This is a genomic window from Entomobacter blattae (genome assembly GCF_014672835.1).
GTDB lineage: Bacteria > Pseudomonadota > Alphaproteobacteria > Acetobacterales > Acetobacteraceae > Entomobacter > Entomobacter blattae.
Window position 1 is genome coordinate 946,623 of the sequence record NZ_CP060244.1, and the last position, 22,695, is coordinate 969,317.

15 protein-coding genes and 2 pseudogenes are annotated in these 22,695 nt (G+C 46.2%); 5 read left to right on the forward strand and 12 right to left on the reverse strand.

Annotation, left to right across the window (positions count from 1 at the left end):
• Window positions 1-4 precede the first annotated feature (4 nt).
• Window positions 5-178: a hypothetical protein gene (locus JGUZn3_RS04275; protein WP_203414461.1), complete on the reverse strand. Its 174-nt coding sequence runs from the start codon at window positions 176-178 to the stop codon at window positions 5-7.
• Between the two features lie 494 nt (window positions 179-672).
• Window positions 673-1,071, reverse strand: a pseudogene (locus tag JGUZn3_RS04280) (aldehyde dehydrogenase family protein); the annotation flags it as partial.
• Between the two features lie 1,294 nt (window positions 1,072-2,365).
• Here JGUZn3_RS04280 and JGUZn3_RS04290 point away from each other — a divergent pair.
• The gene (locus JGUZn3_RS04290; protein ID WP_203414462.1) at window positions 2,366-3,724 is read left to right on the forward strand and encodes an APC family permease; all 1,359 of its coding nucleotides are present in this window, start codon (window positions 2,366-2,368) and stop codon (window positions 3,722-3,724) included.
• A gap of 144 nt (window positions 3,725-3,868) precedes the next feature.
• On the opposite strand, the gene JGUZn3_RS04295 is transcribed toward JGUZn3_RS04290, so the two are convergent.
• Window positions 3,869-4,033, reverse strand: a complete 165-nt coding sequence (locus JGUZn3_RS04295) for a hypothetical protein (RefSeq protein WP_203414463.1) — start codon at window positions 4,031-4,033, stop codon at window positions 3,869-3,871.
• A gap of 526 nt (window positions 4,034-4,559) precedes the next feature.
• On the opposite strand from JGUZn3_RS04295, the gene JGUZn3_RS04300 reads away from it, so the two are divergent.
• Window positions 4,560-5,981: an NAD(P)/FAD-dependent oxidoreductase gene (locus JGUZn3_RS04300; RefSeq protein ID WP_203414464.1), complete on the forward strand. Its 1,422-nt coding sequence runs from the start codon at window positions 4,560-4,562 to the stop codon at window positions 5,979-5,981.
• A 468-nt stretch (window positions 5,982-6,449) separates the two neighbouring features.
• Here JGUZn3_RS04300 and JGUZn3_RS04305 read toward each other — a convergent pair whose 3' ends face one another.
• Both JGUZn3_RS04305 and JGUZn3_RS04310 read right to left on the reverse strand, forming a co-directional pair.
• Entirely contained in the window at window positions 6,450-6,770 is a 321-nt protein-coding gene (locus JGUZn3_RS04305; RefSeq protein ID WP_203414465.1) for an LbetaH domain-containing protein, read from the reverse strand.
• A gap of 772 nt (window positions 6,771-7,542) precedes the next feature.
• The gene (locus JGUZn3_RS04310; protein WP_203414466.1) at window positions 7,543-8,289 is read right to left on the reverse strand and encodes an SDR family NAD(P)-dependent oxidoreductase; all 747 of its coding nucleotides are present in this window, start codon (window positions 8,287-8,289) and stop codon (window positions 7,543-7,545) included.
• A 594-nt stretch (window positions 8,290-8,883) separates the two neighbouring features.
• Between JGUZn3_RS04310 and gntU the strand changes: the two genes are divergently transcribed.
• Complete coding sequence (gntU, locus tag JGUZn3_RS04315; protein WP_203414467.1) at window positions 8,884-10,230, forward strand: gluconate transporter; 1,347 nt, start codon at window positions 8,884-8,886, stop codon at window positions 10,228-10,230.
• Window positions 10,231-10,561: 331 nt separating this feature from the next.
• On the opposite strand, the gene JGUZn3_RS04320 is transcribed toward gntU, so the two are convergent.
• Both JGUZn3_RS04320 and trhP read right to left on the reverse strand, forming a co-directional pair.
• Entirely contained in the window at window positions 10,562-11,551 is a 990-nt protein-coding gene (locus JGUZn3_RS04320) for a restriction endonuclease (protein WP_203414468.1), read from the reverse strand.
• Complete coding sequence (gene trhP / locus JGUZn3_RS04325) at window positions 11,548-12,969, reverse strand: prephenate-dependent tRNA uridine(34) hydroxylase TrhP (RefSeq protein WP_203414469.1); 1,422 nt, start codon at window positions 12,967-12,969, stop codon at window positions 11,548-11,550. Before trhP ends, JGUZn3_RS04320 begins: the two co-directional genes overlap by 4 nt.
• A 1,080-nt stretch (window positions 12,970-14,049) precedes the next feature.
• Between trhP and JGUZn3_RS04330 the strand changes: the two are divergent.
• Together JGUZn3_RS04330 and JGUZn3_RS04335 are read left to right on the forward strand one after the other, a co-directional pair.
• A pseudogene (locus JGUZn3_RS04330) lies at window positions 14,050-14,157 on the forward strand (30S ribosomal protein S10); the annotation flags it as partial.
• Window positions 14,158-14,354: 197 nt separating this feature from the next.
• Window positions 14,355-15,872, forward strand: coding sequence for a glucosyltransferase domain-containing protein (locus JGUZn3_RS04335; RefSeq protein WP_203414470.1), 1,518 nt, complete (start codon window positions 14,355-14,357; stop codon window positions 15,870-15,872).
• A gap of 549 nt (window positions 15,873-16,421) precedes the next feature.
• Here the strand turns inward: JGUZn3_RS04335 and JGUZn3_RS04340 are convergent.
• The 5 genes from JGUZn3_RS04340 to JGUZn3_RS04360 form a co-directional block, all read right to left on the reverse strand.
• The gene (locus JGUZn3_RS04340) at window positions 16,422-16,637 is read right to left on the reverse strand and encodes a cell division protein ZapA (RefSeq protein WP_203414471.1); all 216 of its coding nucleotides are present in this window, start codon (window positions 16,635-16,637) and stop codon (window positions 16,422-16,424) included.
• 699 nt (window positions 16,638-17,336) lie between these two features.
• Window positions 17,337-18,359 carry a DNA polymerase III subunit delta gene (gene holA, locus JGUZn3_RS04345; RefSeq protein WP_203414472.1) on the reverse strand — a complete coding sequence of 341 codons (1,023 nt, stop codon included), beginning with the start codon at window positions 18,357-18,359 and terminating at the stop codon, window positions 17,337-17,339.
• A gap of 40 nt (window positions 18,360-18,399) precedes the next feature.
• Complete coding sequence (gene lptE, locus JGUZn3_RS04350; protein WP_203414473.1) at window positions 18,400-19,218, reverse strand: LPS assembly lipoprotein LptE; 819 nt, start codon at window positions 19,216-19,218, stop codon at window positions 18,400-18,402.
• Window position 19,219: 1 nt separating this feature from the next.
• Window positions 19,220-21,910 carry a leucine--tRNA ligase gene (leuS, locus tag JGUZn3_RS04355; protein WP_203414474.1) on the reverse strand — a complete coding sequence of 897 codons (2,691 nt, stop codon included), beginning with the start codon at window positions 21,908-21,910 and terminating at the stop codon, window positions 19,220-19,222.
• 182 nt (window positions 21,911-22,092) lie between these two features.
• A complete protein-coding gene (locus JGUZn3_RS04360) occupies window positions 22,093-22,548 on the reverse strand; it encodes a DUF3576 domain-containing protein (protein ID WP_408871765.1) in 456 nt (151 codons plus the stop codon).
• Window positions 22,549-22,695: the final 147 nt, after the last annotated feature.

The window sequence follows — 22,695 nt, forward strand, 5'->3', positions numbered from 1 at the left end:
GACGTTATTTTTTCTGTTGGGTCTGGTTCTGGTTATGAGCAGGGGCAGACAGGGGGTCTCTATGTTTGTGGACAAGACGACCAAAGGCAAACCGAACGGTAGAAAGAATGCAGGCAGCAGCAATAATCCAAATGATGGTCCAAAAACCAGTATAGTGGAGGAGATGGGTATGCATCACTAAATTTCCTTACATAATAGAAAATATTGCGGGTGTATAATATAGAAAAGCATGGTAAAAAATAATTAAGAACAAATGTAATATAGAAAAACGGCCTTATAAGTTTAAAAAAATACATAAAAAAATGTAAAAAATAGTAAGAACGAAGAAAAATAACGCTTTTTTATTATCCTAACAGAAAACATGTAAGTTATTAACTTTGTTTAAGAGCGAAAAGGCGAGTGGACTCTCTTCATTTTGCTTTTATTTTGGGAGATCAATAGGGGAGCAATGGAGTGGGTAAGGTCTCCAAAAATTTCCTTTAAAACTCTGAAACATTTATATCATCCTTAGGAAAAGCAGGTGAGGGCTTTTGGTTAGGTATTGATCTTATATTCATATAGGATCAATAGGTTCTGTTTTCAAAAACAAGAGATGAAAGCAGGGGTTTTTTATAAAATATTTCTGAATGGGGAAAATCCTGCTAGGGAAGTTTTGCGCCTTCAAGCTGAAAGGGCATCGCTGCCGCCCAGCTCCATGGTGGATTTTTTAAGAGCCTTTCCTGCTTCGGAAGCCACAGCCGCCCCGCCTTTTTCACCCCCGGTAAGGGCTACCCCCTTGATACGGGGATCAGCAATAATTTTTTCAATTTGAGGCCGTGTGGCAAAGACGTTTGAATAAAGGCCTTTAGGGGCTCCTGCCTCAAGCAGAAGGGCTTCAAAGGCTTTGGCACTTTGCGGAACGTTTGAGGCATGCTTAACAATCAGCACGTTTCCAGCCATCAGGTTTGGGCCTGCAATGCGGGCAAGCTGGTAATAAGGAAAGTTCCATGGCTGAACACCAAATAGAATGCCAATGGGCTGGCTTTCAATAATCGCTTCTCCGCCTTCTTTCGGGTGGATTTTTCTAGGGGCAGGGACATTGAGCTTTTAGGGACATTGAATGTTTTGCTCTTAATCAGCCTCTTAAAAGGTTCGTTCCTCCCATAGGATTTCTCTATAGGATATTGTGGACAGAGCCTTCTCTTTTCCCCGCGTGTCACAAGCTTTTTGTAAGTGATGAATTCTGTCGTTGATGCTGGTGACAGCCGATTTGATCATAATTTGAACAACCTAGTTGTCTGTCGGCCATGAGCTATTTTGCAGCTATGGCAGCTATGAGAGAATGAACCCGTTTTGGGGGCCTGGTGCAGCATCGTTTTTCTGGTACCGTAAGGTAGCCCTTATTACGGATGGCCGTTTTCAGGTGAAACACGCGGGTTTTGCATAGGCCATGTGGGCCCAGAAGCAGCCATTGGTGGGCCCCTATTGCCCTTAATTTTTCTGGTACTGTGCAAGAAGATAGGAAAGCTCACTAGCTTTTGTACTTTACCAACTTTGTACTTTACCAAGTCAATTGTTTTTACAATATCCTCTGCCTTTACGGAAGCAGTATAAGGAGCCTTCTTCCTGCTGCCTGTAATAGTCATGTGGTGGGAACAAATGGGGTTTGGTGACTATTTTTTGGTTACCATTATAATGAATTGCTACATCACCCCATGTCAGGTGAATTTTTCTACCACTGGCCAAATAAGAAACAACCGGCTCAAAAAAAGCTGTGCGATTCATTTTCTGTTACCGTTAAAGGGAATGGGTTCAAGATCCTACGCCAGAGGAATGGGGGTTCTCTACAGTTTTATGCCTCTATGATTCGTATTGGGACGATAACGACTGACCATGTCTTAATGCCCTTTATTGGGGGATCTTTGCATGAGTCACTCTGTTTGGGGAGTGGGTATTTTCGGTATGATAGAAAAAACTTGTTGCCATTTCAGAAAAAAAGCTCAGGAATAGGAATAGTCAGTAAGAGTAAAGGGGGAGAATCAGGAAGAGGTAGTCTTCCATAGAGAAAAGACCGTTTGGTTTACTCCCCACAAAATGTTCGCCGTTATGGCAGCTGGGAATAATAGGGGCAACTTCCCGTAGAAAAGTAACCAGACAAATGATCTGAGGAAAAACAGCCCCCAGAAAAACGACTTCCAGAAAAAATGACTTCCAGAAAAAATGACTTTCAGAAAAACGACTCCTAGACAAATGACTCTCATATAAACGAATCGAGGAAAAATTGCTTAAGAAAATCTGAAAAAATTGTCCCAGAAAAATGACTCCTGAAAAATGACTCCAGAAGAACCACTCCCAAAAAATACTCTAGAAGAATTGTCAGAAGAAATTGCCAGAAGAAAAAGTGCTTGCAAAAATTCAATCCGTAAACACTTCAGGTTCATTGGGAAAGAAGGAGAGGCGCCCGCTTACAGTCTTCTCTCTTGTCACAATCGGAGTGGCCTGCCTTACACCGTTAACGGTTTTTGATACATTTGGAATTATTTCTCGCATAACCCATGGTCATGTTCCATTGGCTTATTTGCTGGCTACGGCTTGTATTTTGCTTACGGCCATAAGCTATGGGCAAATGGCGCGCCTTTTTCCCCATGCGGGTTCGGCCTATGGGTATGTTAGTCAGGTTTGTGGCTCACGGATAGGCTTCTTTGTGGGCTGGGCCACCTTGCTGGACTATATTATGCTGCCTTTGATTAACGTTTTGCTGGAGAGCATCTACCTCCATGCCTTATTTCCGGCTCTATCGCAGTGGATATGGATTATCGGCATGGCTTTCCTTATTACCCTGATTAATATGTTTCCAATTGGGTATTTAACCAAAATCAGCTTTTTGCTTGCTTATACACCTCTCGTGTTTATGGCTCTGTTTATTCTGCTGGTTATGCAAAAAACAGGACAAACCCACACTTTATGGACAATCGCTCCCTTGTGGAATGGCAGCTTTTCCTTGCTGCCTGTTATAGGGGGGGCTGCGGTTGTGGTGTTCTCCTTTTTGGGGTTTGATGCCCTCACCACTATGACCAGTGAAGTGGGAAATCCAGCAAGGGATATCCCTCGGGCCATTGTTATTACTGTCTGTGTGGGGGGGGCGATCTTTTTTTGCGCCTCATGGTTTATCCAGCTCTATTACCCCGATAACAGCCAGTTTAAACACCCTACCCAGGCTATGCCGGAAATTGTGCTTTACGTGGGGGGCAGGCTGTTTCAGTCTTTTTTCCTCTGTGGCATATTTTTTAATTGTATCGCCTCTTCCATTGCCTCGCATGCTGCAACGGCAAGGCTTGTGTATATTATGAGTCAGGATCATATCTTTCCTATCCGGCCGTTATCTTATCTGCATCCGCGTTATAAAACCCCCATGTGGTGTGTGGGGCTTGTGGGGATTTCCTCCTTAGGAGGGATGTTTTTTTCGTTGGATGTTGCTGTCTCTCTTATAAGTTTTGGAGCTCTTGTGGCCTTTACAGCCGTTAACTTTTCAGTTCTGATGCGGATGGGGATTGAGAGGAAAGGCAAGAAAGGCAAGATATGGGTCTATACAGCGCTATTTCCTCTTTTGGGCATTGTTTCTTTGTTGTTTTTATGGAGTAATATAGAAAGAAACGCCTTTATTCTAGGGCTAGTGTGGAGTGGAATTGGCTGTGTGTGGATGGCAGCCTTATGGTGCTGGGCAAGATTTTTGCCATCCCGTTGACTGGTACCATATTCGCTTGCCTCAATAGGGTTATACCCGCATTGTTATAAAAATATTTCTTCCCCTGCCTTTAGGGTTTTACTTGCCTTTGGGGGGGTTACTTCTCTTGAGAGTTTTATTCTTCCTGGGAGGGAAGGGCCCACCTCATGGGCATTCTTGTTGGGAGGAGGGAGAGGAGCATGTGATATCCAGGCTTTCAACGCGCAGATTTCTTTCTGAGGGGTGGGGGTTTTCAGGGGTATAGCCTTGGGCCTTGGGGAAGGGGATGGGAGGAACCAGGCTAACAAGAAAAATTTTCTGGCTTGGCATTTTGAAAGCCCATACAGCCTTGAAAATGATTACTATAATAATTATTTCGCTATAATGACTATTTCGTTAAAGAAATAGACCCCAGAAAAGTCTCTCAGCTTTCCCCTATAAAGGGGTGGTTTTTATAAAACGAGGAGGGGTTTTCATAAAAAAAATCGGTATAGGCAGGAATATCAAGAGGAGCGAGGGGAGGCTGTCCCATCAAGAGAGAGTTTGTACCCAGAAGAAGGAAGCATTTTTTGACTTGGCCTGCAGGCTGATCATCCCTGTGAGAGGAACTTCAAGGGATGGTTTTGGTGAGAAGGTTATGTGGTGCTCCCTGCTGGCTTGATAAGGGAATCGGCCTTTTACCATACCTGGTTTTACTCCACTGAAGGGGATTACGCAGACAGAATACTTCTAGCCAGACATAAGAAACTCCGATCAGACAATAAAAAAAGAGAAAATATTTCCCTTTTTCATCTTAAAGCCATACATTAGAGAAGTCCCCTAAAAGGGAGGGGTCAAATAATAAAGGATTTATAAAGTGTCTATTCAGAAGCCAACCCTGTTAGGGCAGGCAGATTTTTCGATTACCGGTTACACCTCAGCAGAGGAGTGGTCCTGCCAAGTTAAAGAGGGCAGGATACAAGATGGTCATACCATTCCCAATTATTATGAAGCCACTGTTACCCCTTGGATCGCCCAGCCCACCCTTGAGGAAGACGTGCAGGCCGATGTGGTGGTGGTCGGTGGTGGCCTATTGGGGGTTTCTGCGGCTTTGCATCTGGCCAGGGCAGGGGTAGATGTGGCTTTAATCGAAAGAAAGCATATTGGCAGTGGGGCGTCGGGTCGTAATGGGGGGCAGCTCACCCCAGGGCTTGCCCGCTGGGAGGCTGAAAAGCTTATTACCCAGTTTTCAGAAGAGGAGGCCAAGCGCCTGTGGCGTTTTTCCTCTTTTGAAGCCATGGACCTTATTGATAGCCTAACAGCTGAGTACGGGTTTGAGGTTGATCGGCATCATGGGCATATCACAGCTGCTATTCACCCAGGTCATATCCAGACTTTGGAAAAAGGGAGAGAGGCACGCATCTATTTGGGCGATGACGTTGCACGGGTCATGGATCGGGAAGAAATTCAAAACCATGTTCATTCCCCTCTCTATTTTGGAGGTCTGTATGACCCGCTTGGGGGGCATTTGCACCCTCTGGCTTTTGTGCGAGGGCTAGCTTACGCCTTTGTAAAGGAAGGTGGCCGAATTTTTGAAAATAGCGTCGTGCAGGCGGTAGAGAAAACAGAGAACGGGTTTGTAGTGAAAACACCCCATGGCCAGGCCCGCGCTAAAAAAGCGGTGATTTTAGGGGTGCATCATGCAACATCGGGCCTGTTGGGCCAGATTTTGCCAACCACTATGCCCCTTTATAGTTATGTAGGGTTAACCGCACCGGTGGAAGGGTTGGCCGATAGCCTGATGCCCACTCATAAAGCCGTGTATGATACGAGTTTCCAGATTGATTATTTCCGTCCTGTCAATGCCAATTGCTTTATTTTTGGGGGGGAAGGAACGGGTGGCCAGCTGGCTCCTGAGCAGGTCAAATCTTATCTAGAGGGGCGTCTGGCTACGATATTTCCCCAACAGAAAGAGTGGGATTTCCAGTGTTTATGGAGTGGAAAGACCGACTTAACCTGTAATGGTGCTGTGGATTGCCGGAAAGAATATGAAGGTGAAGCCGCCTCTCTCTATGCTGTGCATGGTTGGAGCGGTCATGGTATTGCCCAAACCGTACGGATTGGGCAAGCCATTAGCGATGATTTTCTGGGAAAGACTGACGATTTTGCCTTGCTTTCTTCCATCCGGCATTTTCCCATACCGTTTGCCGAGCAGATCTCTCCCTTTGTGATCCCATTGGTCAAATCCTGGGCGCGGGTGAATTCCTATGTTTCGCCAGGGAAGATGATTTCCTTCTAGAAAAGCTTTTCTTCCTTTTTCTGACCCCTTGGGAGTGCGCATCATTGAGATTTTAGCTCCTCTTGTCCTCTATCTTGTCTTTATGGAACCCTAGATCGGAGAGAGGGGTACAAAGACAAAGGGCAGGCTTTGAGCGCACTGAATCATAGTGTTCATAGTGGTTGGTGGTGGGTTCTGTGAGAAACAGGGCTTTAAAAAGAGGAAGAAATGTTGGAAATGAAATCCCTTCTTAGGGTTTTGACTTTCGGCTCATGGGAAGCAATTTACGGGAATTACTCCACAGGAATCACGCCATGAGCATAAATATCCCAAAAGGATTATCCAAAATCTTTGGACTAAAATCTTTGGACTAAAATCTTGGGATTAAACTTTTGGAACCAGATTTTTGGGATAAGGGAGCTCTTAGCAGCCCTTGGGAGGGATAAGGGTGAGGGGAGATAAGGGAAAGGGGTCGAGCTTTGATTTTTATCAAAAAATCTCAGTAACCCTTTTTCTGTCCCTATGAGTTCGTAATCGCCTAGCGTCTCTCAAAAAGCGGCACTCCCCTACAAAATCGCCTTCGTGCGGTTGCCGCTTAGACTGCCCTCTAGCCTCTTCAGCAAAGGCCTTCAACAGAGAGCTGAGATGATGGATTTTTGTTTTCTCAGCGATATGAGCACTTTTAATTTCTACAAAATTGCCAATAGGTGCTCCCTCTTTCACTTTTAACTCGGGGCGAATACGGGCATAAGGTCCTATAATGGGCTGGTTATGGAGAAGATAATTTGCAAGACCACTAAAGGATTTCATCTCGACATTCTTATGAACGATCACGCCTGAAGGACTACGCCTAAACGACCACACCTAAACGACTATGTCTGGCTCGAAGACCCCATAAGGGATGGATTATCCCCCTTCTGCTCGCTCAGTATTCCCTACATTCCCTACATAAAAGCAGTATCGGAGGCAATAAGCCTTACCCCGCGGGCCAAGGAGATGCGGAGGAGCTACGGAGCCTTTATTAAGTGGTAACCTTTATTTTGAGTGATAATCTTTATGAGCAATAGTGTGTATGTACAACCTAACCACAGCAGAACTCTGTGTCAGCAATCCCCTCTTGGTTTTGAAGGCAATAAATCATAAGTTTCTCAAAGAGATGGGTTGATCAAAGAAGGGAACCCTGTTCTTCTGGGCTTGCGGCCTATCTTAACCTAAAAATTGGCCTGACCCCAAGTTTGGTCTTGCCAAAAATTTGGCCTATATCACGAAACAGAACTTGAATAGCCAGGCCCATAGCAACCCGCATTAAAAACAGCTGAGGGGCTTCAAAGTGTTTGTCATCCGTATTTCAGCAGATAGCGGTCATACAAGGTTTGTAACCCCAGATATCCAAACAGGGCATCCCGTTCGGGGTGAAGGCTTTGTTGGAGCTTTTCGATATCAAACTCCTCTTACAAAACAGGAACAGACTCTGATCGAAAAGAAGAGAAGTTTAGGGGCGTTACCTCCTTGCTGGGTGCTAAGTTAGCCCTAAGCGATAAGAAGGTTGGGAGAGGGTGAGGGGCGAGAAACTCCAGAAAAATTACTGGGCGACATATCCCCCATCAACAAGAATAGAGGCTCCATTGACAAAGCTGGCCTCATCACTGGCTAAAAAGGTTACCACATTGGCAACTTCTTCGGGTTTGCCGAGTCGTCCAATAGGATGCATGGCTTTAACCTTTTCCTTCTCTTCTGGCTTTAGGAAGGACAGCAAAGGGGTTTCTATGTAACCAGGGCAGACGGCATTAACCCGAATCCCTTTGGCCGCATAATCAATAGCTAGGGTTTCCGTGAGCAATTTTACACCCCCCTTAGCAGCACTGTAGGCTGTCAAGCCAGACTTGCCAACCCAGCTATGGATAGAGCCACAATTCACAATAACGCCCTCTCTTTTTTTCTCCAGCCAGTATTCTATGGCAACACGGTTAAGAAGGTAGACACCGGTAAGATTAATATCGATGGTTTTTTGCCACTGCTCAAGGGAAAGTTCAGCAATGGGGCCATCTGCAGCAATACCCGCATTGGCAAAAATAATATCCAGCTGCCCAAAATAGGAAAGGGTATGCTCTAGTAGTTTACGGTTTTGCTGCTCGTCTGTGACGTCGATCTCAAAAAAGGAAACTTTTCTTTCCCTGCCCTGCAAGTTTTTGGCCAGGGCCTCGCCCTCGGTGCGGTTTTTATCGGCAATAACAACACTGCCACCTTCGGTGCAGAATTGCTCTACCGAGGCTTTGCCAATACCACTGGCACCACCGGTAACAATAATAACTTTGTTTGTAAATCTCATGGAAATGGCCTCTCTTATAATTGAGGTTTTATGAAGCTTGTAACGGTTCGTAGAGCAGGAAGTTTGCCTTTGTTCGCATTTTGTAAAAAACAAGAGTTTTTAGTTGTAAAAAATTTTTAGTTGTAAAGAACAAGAGTTTTTGGAAATCACATATCAAGCGGTCTCAAAAAATCATACCAGGCCGTCTCAAAAGATAATGACCCATCTTTGAATAAGATAAAATTACGACAGTCCAACAAGATTAATAGAGAATAGTCAAAAGATAAACCCTTATTGGGCCTCACAGCTATTTGAATATGCGCAGTATTGCGCTAGGCTCAACCTAACCGCAGGGCCAGCTATAAGAATATAGGGGTTTGGGCATTGGCAAAAGGCCATCGGTTACTTATAACATTTGAGAATTGTATCTTTTAAGAGCGTATTTAACCAGGGCATTACCCATGCTGAGAGTACAGGAGAATCACTTGTTCCGTAGCGCAGCGCGGCAAAATCGCCCTGTTTTAAGTGTTTTCATGCTGGAAAGGCATCGCTGAAGGGAAAGCCCCTTTGGGTCTCTGCCTATTAGGCGAAATTGCCAGAAATAAGAGGTTTTTTATGAATACTTTAACCTTGGTACTCACCGCAGTTGGTTCGGTGGTACTCTTATTATTTATGGTTATGAAGGTGCGAATGCATGCCTTCGTGGCCCTGATTTTGGTTTCCATCTGTGCGGGTTTGTTCTCGGGCATGCCGTTGGAGCAAATTTGTGCCACCATGGAAAAGGGGATGGGAAGCACCTTGGGCTTTTTGGCCATTGTGGTGGCTTTGGGGGCGATGTTTGGGAAAGTCCTGCATGAGAGTGGGGCCCTTGATGAAATTGCCGTTAATCTGATGCGCCTTTTTGGTACCAAACGGGCCCATTTTGCCCTTGGGGTTGCGGGATTAATTTGTGCTCTTCCCTTGTTTTTTGAAGTTGCCGTCGTGTTGCTGATTGGGATTGCTTTTGCTGTTGCTCGTCATTCCCAGGGGAACTTGGTGAAAATGATGGTCTCGCTTTTTGCGGGTATTGCTTCTGCTGCTGCCTTCTTGGTGCCAGGGCCAGTGCCCATGTTATTGGCCTCCCAGTTGAATGCTGATTTCAGCTGGTTGATTATTATTGGGATCTCAGCAGCCATTCCAGGCATGATTATTGCAGGGCCTCTCTTTGGGAGTGTGATCAGCAAAGTGGTTACCTTTGATACTGTAGAAGATGAAACCGTTGGGGCTGAAGTTGCGCGGGATAAACAGCCCTCTTTTGGCGTTAGTGTGGCCATGGTGTTATTACCCCTGGTGTTGGTGGGGTTAAAGACAATTGGTTCTCGTTTGGTAGCCTCTGGCACAACTCTTGATAAATGGCTGGTTTTTATTGGCCATCCCTTTACTGCCTTACTGATTTCCTGCTTAGTGGTGATGTATGGCTTGGCCCCGCGTTATGGCCTGACCCGCCAGCAAACCATGGCCGCTTGTGCTGCAGCTATTCAGCCTGCAGGGATTATTTTGCTGATCACAGGGGCAGGCGGTGTTTTCAAACAAGTTCTGGTTGATTCAGGGGTGGGGAAAGCTCTTGGCGCAGCTCTGTTGGGGACTGGGCTGCCTATTGCTATTGCCTGTTTTATTCTTGCAGCTATGGTGCGGATTATTCAGGGGTCAGCCACCGTGGCTTGTCTGACGACTGTCGGGTTGATGATGCCTGTGTTAACGCAAATGAATTATTCGCCGGCACAATATGCTGCCTTGGCCATTTGTATTTCCGGGGGGGCCATTGTATGCTCGCACGTTAATGATGCAGGCTTTTGGCTTTTTGGAAAATTTACCGGTGCCACAGAAGCCCAAACCCTTAAAACCTGGACTGTGCTAGAAACCATATTAGGCACTACAGGGGCTGCTATTGGGGTATTATATTTTTATTTACTCTCTGCTTAATCAGCATTGATCCATAGCGCCACTAAAAGCCATTCCCTCAAAACAGGGAATGGCTTTTATCTTGATAGGAAATAAGTCAGCATGGACTGTGCGATGAAAGGGCAGAAAAGGGATAAAGGGGCTTTGGTAGGCTGCTTGTATCTCTGATATTCATGGGGAGAGCGGAAAACAGAGCTTGGTGGGTATGACCTTGGGGCGTGATCCTGAGGTATAGTTCTGAAGCGTAGTTCTGAGGCATAGTCCTGGGGGGCATGATCTTGGGGACTGGGGTGAAGGAGAAGAATGAAAACCGCTCCCTTACGGTGAAGTTTGCTGATTCTAGGAGACGGGCTTATTCTGTTATGGCGGCGTCGGGGTTAAAGTACATCTGGTCGAGGGCTTTAACTTCTACTGTTTGAATAATACGAACCCCAATATTGTATTTGATCATAAGGGTAGAGAGTTGTTGGCCATCTATGAGAACAATATGGGGAACATTTTTTATTGTCTCCCGTGCATCGGTTGTAAAGGATGATGTGGTAATAAAAAGACCTTTTTTTGCGTGTTTGAGCTGAAGGGCCCCTAAAAAACCGCGCACCTGCTCAGCAGTAATTTTATTTTCAGCACTGTATCGTTTGGCTTGCAAATAGATATGTTCAATACCGAGCTCGTCTTGTTTGATCACACCATCGATCCCGCCATCTCCTTTGCCGCCGATATGCTGGCCGGCATCTTCTTGAGAGCTGCCATAGCCCATAGCTAAAATAAGATTGATGATGAGGCGCTCAAAAAATTCAGGGGACTGTTGCAGAATATTTTCAATCAGCTGGTCCTTAAGTTCATTATGAATGGCTGTAAGAGCTTGGGTAATTTGTTCATCTGGTGTGATTTCCGCTGTGTCGGTGATCTTTTCTTCTTTTGCCCCTTCTGATGGGTTTGTTGAAGATCCAGCTTCTGTAAATTCTCTAAAGCTGGGATAGTGAGCTAAATCCCATTTTGTAATTTGTTTTGGGTTGGCTTCCAGCAGCTTTTTTCCGGCCGGGGTAATGCTAACCATTCCACGGGCAGGCTGGATAACAAGGCCTGCTTTTTTTAGATAGGTTTTAGCCCAGCCGGCGCGTGAGGCAACAACAGTTGCTGTGCCTGTTGGCTGCAGGATTTTGCGTTCCTGTTCAGAAAGATGCAGGATATCGGCAGCCTTTTTAATGAGTTCCTGCATCGTCGATGTCTTTTTTTCAGCACAAAGATGTAAAATAGGGAGCATGAACTTATCAAAGGTCGGGATACCCTTATGGATTATCTGCTCTGCTTTGGTTCGCCGTTTGGGGATGACGTGTTTCATAGGGGTAATGGGGGTGGCTCACTCACTGCATTTTCAACTATGCTATTATCTACGTGCTGATCTGCCGTGTTGGCCGCCAAAGGAGAGGGGGCTAAATAGCGCATCAGCAACGCATAGGAGAGGGAAACCCCAGGAGGAATAGGAATATACACCGTATGGCCGTCTCCTGGAGCAATATCAATTTTCTGCCCCTTTTTATTTTCCATATCATCAAGCGTAAAGGAGATATTGCCTTGAGGGGTCATAAGTTCTAGCTGGTCGTTCATGCAAAAGCGGTTTTTAACCGTAACCTCTGCGAGTGCGCCTTGACGCTTGCCAGTCAGTTCGCCAACAAATTGCTGCTTTAACGAAACGGAAGAGCCGGTTTGGTAGTTCTGGTATTTATCGTGGCTATGGCGGCGTAGAAAGCCCTCGGTATAGCCACGATGGGCTAGGGCTTCCAAGGTGTCCATCAAGGTTTCATCAAAGGGGCGGCCAGCAAGGGCATCGTCAATGGCTTTACGATAAACCTGGGCTGTGCGGGCACAATAATAATGGGATTTGGTCCTGCCTTCAATTTTTAGGGATGTGACCCCGATATTCACCAGCTGGCCCACATGTTGAACCGCCCGCAGATCCTTCGAGTTCATGATATAGGTGCCGTGCTCATCTTCAAAGGCTGTCATTTCCTCATCGGGGCGACGGCCTTCACGCAGAATAAAAACATCTTCTGTGGCGGGGCCTTCTCCCAAGGTGGGCGGGGTTTTGGCGGGGAGGCTTACAATTTCCCCTAATTCATTCTCTGTGGCTTGTTCTACTCCATACTCCCATCGACAGGCATTTGTGCATGTTCCTTGGTTAGCATCGCGGTGGTTGATATACCCCGAAAGCAGGCAACGCCCAGAATAGGCCATGCACAAAGCCCCATGCACAAAGACTTCTAGTTCAATATCAGGCACATTCTGGCGGATTTCCTCAATTTCCTTAATGGAAAGTTCCCGCGAGAGAATAACCCTTTCCAACCCCATCTGTTTCCAGAATTTTACAGAGGCCCAGTTGACGGCATTAGCCTGGACAGAAAGATGAATAGCCATTTCTGGAAAACTCTCTCTTACCATCATAATCAAGCCCGGGTCAGACATAATAAGGGCATCAGGATGCATGGCCACCACTGGCTCTAGGTCTTTAATAAAGGTTTTGAGCTTGGCATTATGAGGGGCGATATTCACCACAACATAAAAGCGCTTTCCCAGAGCATGGGCTTCATCAATGCCGATTTTAAGAGTCTGGTGGGTAAATTCGTTGTTGCGTACACGTAAGCTATAGCGGGGTTGGCCCGCATAAACAGCATCTGCCCCATAGGCAAAGGCATAACGCATCGCTTTTAATGTACCAGCAGGGCTAAGAAGTTCAGTTTTCGAGGGGGTGGTGGGGGTCATATGATCTGGGGTATTTGCTGTGGGAAGAAAAAGATATTGTGAGGCATAATGCCAACAGGGCGCGTGAAATACAATTCCTAATTTAAAAGAGGGTCTGGGGATAAAACCAGAACCAGCTTTTAAATGAACGCGTATCTCTCGCCAACTTAACTGCGAACTGCATTACTGCAGGGAAATCTATGGTCATTGAAAAAGAACCACTTGAAGGCCTTGCAGAAAGTAAGCAGTTAGCCTTATTCCGTCATTTGACAGCTCTCGTGTTGTTAACGATATTGTTCTTGCCTGTAGGGGCTGGTTCTCTTTCGTTTTTACGGAATATTGTTGCTTGTTTGATGAAGTGTTCTTGTTGATGTGTTTTTTCGTTGCATTGGCAGCTTCAGCTTTTCTTACAAAGACGTTTGTTGCAATTTTATATTGCAATTTTACTGGGCTTATCCATTCTTAAGAAGAAGAGTGTCGTCTCTCTCAGAGAGTTTTATATTTCTAAATATATATCTTCAGTATTGTAATAATAGATACAGTTATGGTGGTTATTTATTGTCATTATCAAAGAAATTAAGGAGTATATTATGATCAATACAGAAATACATCATAACCTTAAAAAATGATTGAAGAAAAAACTCCTATCAAGCTTGTCTATACATTTTACATGATCCAAAAACACGTCATATTCTGGTGAATGAAAACATTATTTCAGATATTCATAAAATGACCAAAGAGATAAAAACAGCACAGGACAAGCCTCTTATCTTATTGTCAAGTCCATGAGCAGACTAAGGAAAAAATAAAAGAAAGAAATAATTTATGAGCAGAAATTCAAGATCTTGAAAAAGGTCACACCGTAAGCATCCGGACCAGTGGCATCATAAAGGGCAGCATGATATTGCTCTTCTTGATGAGATAATTTGATGAAATAGAATGCTCATCTTGAAAAAATAATTAAAGAATTTTTAGCAAGAAACTAATAAAAAATATGAGTGATTATCTACTTTTAATCTAAACAGCAGTTAATATAAAAGTCTGTATATTACGGAATAGTACTTTTATCTCCGAAAAAATTAGTTGGACAGATACAGAAAGATGGATAACCAAAACATCCGCATTCGTCTTAAGGCATACGATCATCGTGTCCTTGATACCAGCACGAAAGAAATCGTGAATACGGCAAAACGTATGGGTGCGCAGGTACTCCGTTGGAGAGAGACCGAGATGAACCGCTTTGCTTAATCAATAATAATAAAACAAAAAATCACACCCGTTTTTTACTGGTGGATACGAAGATTAAAATTTTTTAATCGTAAGAGGTACTCTTATTTCGATGGTACAATCGATATATAAAATTGTTTTAACGTGTTTTTATGTTTTATAAACTAGGTCTAGCATTGATGAGACGCAAATATTGCAATATTCTTCACCACCCGCTTTCCAGACCGGTTGCTGGTCTTACAATTTTTCTATTTTTCTATTTTTTATATGCGTCTCTTTTTAGGCCTGATGCTCTTTATCGTGATGATAATATACGCCATTATGTCGGTCAATTATTCTGGGTTGATGAAGGGCGAGTTTTAAGTAAATTATCGATTAATTTATTCACCTTGTCAGATGGTGCTTATCTTTCTTCTTTCCCGCAGCTTTTTGCTGTTGGCCTTATGGCAGGGACAACATTTTGGGCTGCACAAGAAATTTTTGGGCAGATCACTCTCTTTTCCCTTTCCCTCCTTTCCCTTCTCTTTCTCAACCCCTTCTATTTGCAGAATATGTCATACAGCTACGATAGTCTGCCTATGACACTCGCTAGTTGTGCTGCTATTTTCGCTGCCACATCACTGATTCTTCCCTTATGTTTCTTCTGGCTGAATATGTTGGGCATCGGGTTTATCCTCTATTCTTACCAGCCCGCACTTGGCCTTTATGCAAGTTTGGCCACTTTTATCACAGTTAAACATTTCATGGCGCAACAGCTGCGTTTTGAAGCCAAATTCCTTGTAAAAATCATATTTTATCTGGCAGCTACCCTTCTTCTCCTCTTGGCCTATAAAGTCACGATCACTAGAATTTTTCCGCAGGTCACGGGGCGTACCTTACTGAATATTCACAATGTCTGGCCCAATCTTTTCCATGTCATTGACAATATCAGGCTTGTTTTTTACCCCAATTTTTCTACCGTTTTCTCTATTAGTATTGGGCTTGTCCTGCTTAGTCTTTTGGTACGAGCCCTTACAATCACTCAACAACCGATCAAAGTCCTGTTTATTTGGCTATGGGGTATTTTCGTAACGATTATCGCCTTTGGTGTTATTATGTTAAACGCTGAAGGGCCAAGTCTTTTACTTCCCTATGAACCTTATGCACAGCGCTTGCTGATTGGTACAAGTGGGCTTTGGCTCTTGGCATTATATATCATTAGCACGATGTCAAAAGGGGTATATATAGGACTATATTCCCTATTCGCCTTGCTGTGTTTTTCCTTCAGTTATAGTTACGGTGCTTTTTTACATTTTCAAGATCGACATAGCACTATGATCATCTCGAATGTTCATTATGACGTTACGCACAACCCTGCCCTGGTAAACAATACCCAGCTCATTGCGCAAAACGCGCTTCCGTTGGCACCAGCAAGCCAATTTATGCTCAAAAAAACTCCCTTGTTGGCACATCTCTTTGGAGAACAGCATCTTTTGTGGTTATCGAACTTTAAAATTTATCCTTTTCTTGAAAAGGCCATTATAGGCCCTACAGAGAAGATCTGTGAATCGATAAAGGAAATGAAGAATTCTCATAAGGCAAAAAAAATTCTTACAACCCCTGATTATGCACTGTACTCTTATAAAAATACAACTTTTGTAGATTTTTATACAGAGAAAGACTTATTCGATACCTGCAGCATGCGAGGTATTAAGTAAATCTCGCTGTAAGATAGAAAGGGGACTTTATAATGGTTTATTATGATAGTGTTATGAAAAACACTGATCTACCATTATTTTGTATGTTCTTAATGGTGTCCGCGGCGGGATTCGAACCCACGGCCCCAGGATTCATCCCACTATAGTTTTCACTACCATCTGAAAAAAGATGTTTGTGGGCTGGACTGTCCCTTCACCATAGCCCAAATGGGCGTTAGGTACTGCCCGTCCAGTCTCTACACCTTCCCTGCAACAAGCAGGGCTTGGCTCGGGATTGACATAGCCTTAAGCTGAAGTGTTCCCCGACTTTGAGCAGATTCACCATCGATGTTTCCATCGGCAGTGCCCAATTATTTTAGGAATCCTGTGCTCTATCCTACTGAGCTACGCAGACACGTTTTTGTGTGTAACCCAGTTAGGAGTTAAGGGCAAGAGGGAAAGAAAAAGCTCCCTGTCTTTTTTATAAAGTTTATACAGGCTTTTTGATAAGGGTTTTTCCTAGGTAAATCTCTGGGGCAAGTCTCTGGGACGAATCTCTGGTGGAATGCGCTAAAGGCTCAGCAATCCAGTAAGGTAGCGGCTGGTTTTATGTCTTTCATCAAGCCGAATGGAGATGCTTTCCTTTGTATTTTGAAACATTTCAACGGAGGTTGGCGTGTTGGAGAGCAGCTTTTCCAGAGAGGAATCTTGTAGATGCTGCTCTTGGCCATCTTCACAAATAACAGTATAAGCGTATCCATTAATTTTTACGGTCACCTGACCCATTCTTCTATCCTTGTGAATCTGGTGTGTTTAAAGAAGAGTCAGATTCGACATAGTCTAAAACTTCGCGTATCTGGGCAATAAGCATATCCAAACTGGCAGACACACTCTCTACATTTTCATGCTTTATAGGGCTGTCTTGCCCCTCTGAGCCATTATACTCACTCAGTTTCTTTTTCTTCTCAAGAGAATAAGCAATTCTCTCCAAGGCATTTTCCAAACGGTTTATTAATTGTTCGCCTATGGCTTGCTCATGCTGAGCCTTTGCCGTTTTTTCAATAACAGCTTCCTTCGCTGTCGCCTTGTTTTCATGCCGTAAAAGAGGTGTTAGAAAGGTGGAAGTAGGTCTGCTGATTTTTCTGTTCTTTAGGAAAATGAAACCTATTTTGTTGCCGGCAAAAGCTGTAGATGCAATAACCTGTCTACAAGGCAGGGAATAAGGTAGAGCACTATGAGTAGAAAAATGGGCCGTCTCAAGGTCGAGAGTGCACGCAACACTAATCTGGTCTATTATTTAGTCTGGTCTATTCTTTCTAGCGGCGAGGGCAGACGAGTATCTGGGAAAGCCGTTTGAGCCTAAAGGAGTGATGTTACGGTTCAAACTGCCTATTAAACGGGTCTTAACCCCTCGTTCGAATGAACCATTAGACCCTGTTAAGCTGGGTTCTTTTGAATATGACCCACGATCTTTTATGGGTAGCTTTATTGATAGGCAGCTTTTTTCTGGGTTTGGGCAAGGTGGCATAAAAACGCCATATGTCGGCGGGCAAGGGTTTCAGGGGGAGCGATCCCTTGCTTGCATTCTAACTCAAGTTGCCAGGTTCTTTTAAGGGCTTTCTTAAGCGCTGGGGTAGCCCAAATTCTAATGGCCTGGGCAAAAGCTTCGTTGCGTTTAAAAAAAACAGGGGGCCTGAGCTGGGCTATCGCTGTTGGGTACGGCTCTCCTTCCTCTATGGCCAGTTTGACTTTCAGTAAACGTTGAAAATGGTTAAGGGTTGCTCGGGCAATGGCTACGGGTTGCGTGCCTTCTTCTAAGGCTTTTTCTATGGCCGTATCTGCTTGGGATCTGTTTGCTGCTGTAGCAGAAAAGAGAGCCTCTTCAAGGGAAAGGGTGGAGGACGGTTCGATACAAGCTTGAATGTCCTGAAGAGTAAGCTTTTTCTCCATACCCGCATAAAGGGTAAGCTTTTCAATTTCATGGCGTAGGCTGGCCTGGTCAGCAGAAAGGTTGTGTATAAGCCATGCAACCCCTTCCTCACTACAGTGTAACCCCTGTTCGGTGAGCATGTCCTGAACAGTGCGTTCAAGTGTTTTTCCCTCGCTCGGGTAACAGCCAATACAGCCGCCAATAGGGTTTGCCTCCAGCAGGGCCTTAAGCTTGGTTTTGGTATTTAGGCCAGGTCCTTCCAGAATCAACAGGGTCTCATTGTTGATAGCCAGGGCCTGTTTGATAGTGGGAGTTAGAGTATCGGCTGTATCGCGCACCCATACAACCCTTTGGCCTCCAATCAGCGACAGGGCAGAAAATTCCTCCAATAGGCGGCTATGGGTTTCTTTTTCTAAAATGGCGAGCCGAAAAGGATCATCCTCCTGCTGGAGTATCGCCTGCACCAGGGTTTTGGCCCGTTCGCGGATCAACCCACGATCTTCTCCATACAGAAGAATAGCCCTCAGAGTGCCAGGATCCTTCAGGATCGTCTTGATAGAATGGGGAGCAATTTTCATGAAAGGGTTGTGGTCAAGTGAGAGAACTCAAGGGAGAGAATTATGGAGTGGTGGAAGAGGAGGGTGTGCCAATATCTTCAGAATTATGGAGCTGATTAATGGCACTGGTATCCAATGGGTTATAAGACGTACGCCCTGTTGCCATGGCGGGTAAGCCATCAGGGCCAGCCTCTTGATAGGCAGAACCCGACCCCCCTTCAGGAACCATGCCTGAAATCAGATAACGGGGGCGCTCAGGCTTGTTGGTCGTCTCTATCTGGTTTGCTGCGGTTGCTTTTTCCTTGGCCTTTATCGCATCGGCTTCCTGTTTAGCCAAATCCGTTTCGTGCAGGTTAAACCAGGTGGCCAATTGCTGGGTAATTTCATCAGCCAGATTTTTGGCAATACGGCCCTTAACCGTTTCATCGTTCAGGGTTTGAGCAATATTTTGCTCATAGGTTACCGTGTAGCCATCAATAGTTGTGGCATTGCCTTCTGCCAGCTTGACGGGGTTATTGCTGATGGTGAGCAACTCCCAGCGGGCCGTGCCGATGGAGCGGGTGCGCCCAGAGGTGTTATCTTGGTTAATACCAATGGCTTCGGAAGAGATTCCAGGATAGACGTTGAGCGTGTAGCCGTGGGGGTCTTCAGGCCCACTCCCCGCCAGATTCTGTTGGAGGGAAAGCCTTACTTGCTGGCCAAATCGCTCAGGAATGCTGGACACATAAACATCGCGTAGCTTGGCAGAAACCTCGTGCTGTTTTTGTCCATTATAAAGCGGTTGGAAGCCACAAGCTGAGAGGCTGAATAAAAGAAAGCTACCGGAAAGTGCACCCTGAAGAACAGGGGAAGATTTTTGGAAGATACGAAAAAAAGGCATATTACCCTGCTACAACAAAATTAATAATGCGATTGGGGACATGGATGCGCTTGACAATTTTTTTCCCCTCCAGGAACTTGGCCACATGGGGGTCGGCCTCGGCCTGCTGCATGAGTGTTTCTGGGTCTGTATCAGGGGGTACGGTCAGTGTTCCACGGAGTTTGCCCATAATCTGTATGGCAATGGTCACCTGGCTGGCCACGAGCAGTGCTGGGTCTGGCTGTGGCCAGGGTTGGGTTGCGGCAAAGTCTGTAACCGTGCTTTGGGCTGTTGCACTGCTATGGCCATTCAGCAGGCTGAACATTTCTTCCGCCAGATGAGGGATCATGGGAGCACAGAGCAGGCACAGGGTAAGGGCCGCTTCACGGCGAGCTAGGGCCATACCCTCTTCTGTCGGGGTTTTTTCGGCCTCTGCCAGGCGGGAGGTCAGCTCGTGAATACGGGCAACAGCCACATTCATGGTAAATTCCTCAAGGGCCTCGGTTACTGCGACAATCGTGCGGTGAGTGGCCTGGCGCAGGGCCAAAGCCTTTTCTGAGCCCCATGTGGGGGAAACGTCCTGGGTGTAATCTTCTTTCGTCGTGCTATTGGCAACGGCTGCCACGGTGCGGTAAAGCCTTTGGGTAAAGCGCGCCGCACTGCTCACCCCTGCCTCTGTCCATTCCATATCTCTTTCCGGTGGGCTATCGGAGAGTACGAACCACCGGGCGGTATCAGCACCAAAGCGCTCAATAATGGCGGTGGGCGCAATGGTGTTGCGCTTGGATTTGGACATTTTTTCTACCCGGCCGATGCTGACGGGTTCACCTGTGGTGTAGTGAATGGCATTGTTACCGGTTCTTTTAACCTCTTCGGGGTAAAGCCACTGGCCGTGAATGTCCTTATAGGTTTCATGATTGACCATGCCCTGGGTAAACAGGCCCTCGAAGGGTTCATCCTTATCCAGATGGCCAGTCTTGTGCATGGCGCGGGTAAAGAAACGGGCATAGAGCAGGTGAAGAATGGCATGCTCAATACCGCCGACATATTGGTTAACAGGGAGCCAGCTGTTGGCCGCTTTTGGGTTGGTAGGGGTAGAGGCGTGTGGGGCGGTAAAGCGGGCGAAATACCAGGAGCTATCGACAAAAGTATCAAAAGTGTCTGTCTCACGGGTGGCCGGGCTATGGCAACGGGGGCAAGTGGTGTGTTTCCAGCTGGGGTGATAGTCCAGCGGGTTACCGGCTTGATCAAAAGTGACATCCTCGGGGAGAGTCACTGGCAGTTGCTCTTTGGGGACGGGGACAATCCCGCAATGAGGGCAGTGGATAATGGGAATAGGGCAGCCCCAATAACGTTGGCGAGAAATACCCCAATCTCTTAACCGCCAGTTGGTGACTTTGGTGCCAACATGGCGTTTTTCCAGCTCGGCAATGGCTTTGGCCTTGGCAGCCTTAACGTCTAGCCCATCGAGAAAATCAGAGTTAAAAAGGGTACCAAGACCGGTATAGGCACTCTCTTCAATCTGGAAAATGGCGGCGGTCTCTCCTTCCGGTAGGATGACAGGGCGGAAAGGCAGGCGATATTTCCGGGCAAAGTCCAGATCGCGCTGATCCCCTGAAGGGCATCCAAAAACAGCCCCTGTGCCGTAATCCATCAACACAAAATTTGCAACCCATACAGGAAAGCTGACATCGGGCATAAAGGGATGTTTTACCCGAAGACCCGTGTCATATCCGCGCTTTTCGGCCTTTTCAATGGCTTCTTCCGAAGTGCCAAGCTGGTGGCATTCCGCTACAAAGGCAGCCAGGGCAGGGATATTGGCTGCCAAGGCCTGAGTGAGGGGATGATCGGGTGATATGGCCAGAAAAGCCATGCCAAATAAGGTATCGGGCCGGGTGGTAAAAACTTGTATGGCTTTGTCTTGTATGGCTTTGTCTGGCAAGGTGGCAAGCCCAGAATGCTCGGCCAGCGGGCCAGAATGTTTGACCAGTGGGAAGGTAACATGAGCCCCTTCTGAACGGCCAATCCAGCGTTCCTGCATGGTTAATACACGTTCTGGCCAGCGGGGCAGCTTTTGTAGGCCGTCTAGTAGGTCTTCTGCAAAATCCGTAATCTTGAAAAACCATTGGAAGAGTTTACGCTTTTCAATCGGTGCTCCAGAACGCCAGCCCTTGCCATCTATCACCTGTTCATTGGCGAGCACGGTGTGGTCAACAGGGTCCCAGTTAATCCAGGACTCGCGACGTTCTACCAAATTGGCATCGAGCATATCCAAAAACAGGGCTTGTTGCTGGCCATAATATTCTGGCTGGCAGGTGGCAAATTCGCGCTCCCAGTTAAGGGAGAAACCTAATTGTTTTAAGGTACCCCGCATTGTGGCAATGTTGTTCCACGTCCATTTTTCGGGGTGGGTTCCACGTTCGCGGGCAGCATTTTCAGCCGGAAGGCCAAAGGCATCCCAGCCCATGGGGTGGAGCACTTCAAACCCTTGGGCGCGTTTATAGCGGGCCACCACGTCTCCCAATGTATAGTTGCGGACGTGCCCCATATGTAATTGGCCTGAAGGGTATGGGAACATTTCAAGAACATAGTAGGTTTTTCTGCCTTCAGTGGGGATATCACTGACTTGAAATAGGGAGCTGCTTTCCCAGGCTTTTTGCCAGAGTGTTTCTATTTTACGGAAATCATAGGACAGGGGAAGCGTTTCGGACATGCAGGGCCTCAATCATTCTCGATATTTTGGGCTGGCAAACCAGCAGGGCAGATAAGTCAGGATAGAAGGGTGCTTTGTTTGGCCCCGAAAAAAAAGGCCTGCCAGGCATGGCAAAGCCTTTTTACTATAAGCTGCGCATTGCGGAAAGGAAAAATCACGACAGGAAGGGTTACAGAGAGGGGTTAATCGTTTCCGCTCTCTCCGCCATCAGCGCGCAGCTGGCGGGCACGGGTAAGGATTTTGGTGGTAATTTCAGAAGCGGTGGTCGCTGCTGCTGGGGTATCAACCCATTGGTTGCCTTCGCGGATCTGCCTGAAAACAGAAACCCTGATTGCATCAGAACGCAGCCTACGGCTAAGAATATAGGCAGAAATGCGAAACCGCTCATTATGGGTAGCGGGTGGGGTGTACCAATCTGTTAGAATGACACCGCCTACGGCATCAGCTGAGGCAAACGGCATGAAGGAGAGGGTATCAAGCGCACCGCGCCACAAATAGGCATTGACCCCATTGGAAAGGGCATCATCGCCTCCACTGGCTGAGCGATCTTCGCGTAGGAGATGGTTGGTGGGGCGGGCCAGCTCATCGGGTTCTGGCTCGTCAGAGCAAGCGGAAAGGAGCAATACCCCTCCCAGCATAGCGCTTCCCAGAACATGGGCCATACGCCTTGGCAGGGGCTTTGACGGGGTCTGGCAACGCTGCTGGCAAAGTTGTGGCAAACTGCAGGAAAGAGGCCGGAAAGGTTTATAAATTTCAGTCATAAAAGTCTTGCAGCCTCCCTTTAT